Origin of the sequence: Streptomyces sp. SPB074 (assembly GCF_000154905.1) — a bacterium.
Classification (GTDB): Bacteria; Actinomycetota; Actinomycetes; order Streptomycetales; family Streptomycetaceae; genus Streptomyces.
This window is the reverse complement of the sequence record NZ_GG770539.1, coordinates 4,624,223-4,626,884: the sequence shown is the minus strand read 5'-3', so window position 1 is coordinate 4,626,884 and position 2,662 is coordinate 4,624,223. Positions and strand designations below refer to the sequence as shown.

2 protein-coding genes are annotated in these 2,662 nt (G+C 72.8%); one reads left to right on the top strand and one right to left on the bottom strand.

Features of this window, described 5'->3' with window-relative positions:
• Window positions 1-42 precede the first annotated feature (42 nt).
• Window positions 43-1,086 carry a 4-hydroxy-3-methylbut-2-enyl diphosphate reductase gene (locus SSBG_RS19485; protein ID WP_008747791.1) on the bottom strand — a complete coding sequence of 348 codons (1,044 nt, stop codon included), beginning with the start codon at window positions 1,084-1,086 and terminating at the stop codon, window positions 43-45.
• Between the two features lie 155 nt (window positions 1,087-1,241).
• On the opposite strand from SSBG_RS19485, the gene SSBG_RS19480 reads away from it, so the two are divergent.
• On the top strand, window positions 1,242-2,651 hold the full coding sequence (locus SSBG_RS19480) for an APC family permease (protein WP_008747790.1): 1,410 nt from the start codon (window positions 1,242-1,244) through the stop codon (window positions 2,649-2,651).
• Window positions 2,652-2,662: the final 11 nt, after the last annotated feature.

The following is a 2,662-nucleotide window of genomic DNA, read 5'->3' as shown; positions in this document are numbered from 1 at the left end:
CGCAGCGGGGCACGGGCCGAGCGGGGCACAGGCCGGGAGGGCTCAGCCCGCCGTCCGTGCTCCGGCCGCGAGCGCCGCCGCTTCCGCGCGCAGGTCGCGGCGCAGTTCCTTCGGGAGCGAGAAGGTGATCGACTCCTCGGCCGCCTTGACGATCTCGACGTCCTCGTAGCCGCGCCCGGCGAGGTGCGCGAGGACGCCGTCGACCAGGACCTCGGGGACGGAGGCGCCGGAGGTCACGCCGACCGTCTCCACGCCTTCGAACCAGGCCGGGTCGATCTCGGCGGCCTCGTCCACGAGGTACGCCTCGCGCGCGCCCGCGCCCTTGGCGACCTCCACGAGACGGACCGAGTTCGAGGAGTTCTTCGAGCCGACGACGATGACGAGGTCGGCGTCGGCGCCCATCTGCTTGACGGCCGTCTGGCGGTTCTGCGTCGCGTAGCAGATGTCGTCGCTGGGCGGCGAGACGAGGCCGGGGAACTTCGTCTTGAGGGCGTCGACGGTCTCCATCGTCTCGTCCACGGAGAGGGTCGTCTGCGAGAGCCACACGACCTTCTTCTCGTCGCGGACCTCGACGTTGGCGACGTCGTCGGGGCCGTCCACGAGCGTGATGTGGTCGGGGGCCTCGCCGGAGGTGCCGATGACCTCCTCGTGGCCCTCGTGGCCGATGAGGAGGATGTCGTAGTCCTCGTTCGCGTACCGCACGGCCTCGCGGTGCACCTTGGTGACGAGGGGGCAGGTCGCGTCGATCGTCGCGAGCCGGCGGGCGGCGGCCTCCTCGTGCACGGTGGGCGCCACGCCGTGCGCGGAGAACATGACGATGGAGCCCTCGGGGACCTCGTCGGTCTGCTCGACGAAGATCGCGCCCTTCTTCTCCAGGGTCTTCACGACGTACTTGTTGTGGACGATCTCGTGGCGGACGTAGACCGGGGCGCCGTACTGCTCCAGGGCCTTCTCCACGGCGATCACGGCACGGTCCACGCCGGCGCAGTAGCCGCGCGGCGCGGCGAGCAGCACGCGTTTGCCTGCGCGCGGCGCCGCCTGCGTTCCGGGGGTCCGGTCGGGCGTCGGGCTGGGCGTAGCAGTCATGCCGCCCATCGTACGGCCGTGTCGGGCGGGACCCGGGGGCGCACCTAGCCCAGACTGGCGGGTAGGCGTACGGAGCGGAGCGCTCCACGGCGCGCACGCGCCCCCGCGGCGCGTGCGCGTGACACGGACGGCCGGGCGAGGCAGGAGGAGCACGGGTGAGCGACGAGCACGCGAGGCACGAGGGACCGGAGCCGGCCGGGGGGGCGAGTCCCGCCGTCGATCCGGGGGCACCGCCACCGGTGGCGGGCTCGGGACGCCTCCACCGGGAGCTGGGTTTCCGCGATCTCGTCGTGTACGGGCTCCTCTTCATCGCCCCCATGGCGCCGGTCGGCATCTTCGGCACGCTCGACGCGAAGTCGCACGGCGCGGTCGCGCTCGTCTACGTCGTCGCGACCATCGCGATGGCCTTCACCGCGTACAGCTACTCGCTCATGGTGCGCGTGGTGCCGCAGGCGGGCTCGGTGTTCGCGTACGCGCGGGCGGGGCTCGGGCGGCACGCGGGCTTCATCGCGGGGTGGATGGTGATGCTCGACTACCTCCTGATCCCGGCCGTCGCGTACCTCTTCTCCGGCATCGCGATGAACTCGCTCGTGCCGGACGTCTCGCGCTGGGTGTGGACGGCGGCGGCCGTCGTCCTCACGACGGCGCTCAACCTGTGGGGGGTGCGGGCCGCCGCGCGGGTGGGCTTCGCGGTGCTCGCGATGGAGATCGTGGTGCTGCTCGTCTTCTGCGTGTCGGCGCTCGTGATCCTCGTACGGGACGGGGCGACGCGGGACTGGTGGTCGCCGTTCACGGGCGACACGAGCACGTTCACGGTCTCGGCGGTCGTCGGGGCGGTGTCGGTCGCGGTGCTCTCGTACCTCGGCTTCGACGCGATCGCGACGTTCGCCGAGGAGACGACGGGCGGCTCGGCGAAGGTGGCGCGGGCGCTGCTGTTCTGCCTCGCGCTCGCGGGCGTGCTCTTCATCCTCCAGACGTACCTGGTGGCGCTCCTCGAACCGGTCTCGTCCGCGCACCTCGCCTCGCATCCCGAGGAGCAGGGCTCGGCCTTCTACGACGCGGTGGACACCTCGGTGGGCGGCTGGCTGCACGACCTCGTCGCGGTGAGCAAGGCGATCGGCGCCGCGTTCGCCGCGCTCGCGGGGCAGGCGGCGGCGGGGCGGCTGCTCTTCGCGATGGGCCGCGACCGGCGCCTGCCGCGCGTCCTGGCCCGTACGTGGGACGGCGTGCCGCGCGTGGCGCTGCTCCTCTCTGCGGTCATCACGTGCGCGGCGGCCCTGTGGGCGGCGAACCGCGACACGGGGCTGGACGATCTCAGCTCGGTCGTGAACGTGGGTGCCCTGAGCGCCTTCACCCTCCTCCACGCGAGCGTGGTCGGCTGGTTCCTGGTGCGGCGCGGCGAGGGGCGGCCGAGCTGGTGGCGGCACGGGCTGATCCCGGTGGTGGGGGCGGCGATCACGGTGGCGGTGATCGTGGAGGCGACGCACTCGGCGCAGGTGGTGGGGGCGATCTGGCTGGCGATCGGGCTGGTGGTGCTGGTGACGCAGTGGCGGGTGCTGCGGTAGGTGTTCCGCGG

Bases quoted from the DNA above. Each gene is read 5' to 3' on its own strand.
- SSBG_RS19485 (WP_008747791.1), bottom strand. From the start codon at position 1,086: ATGACTGCTACGCCCAGCCCGACGCCCGACCGGACCCCCGGAACGCAG.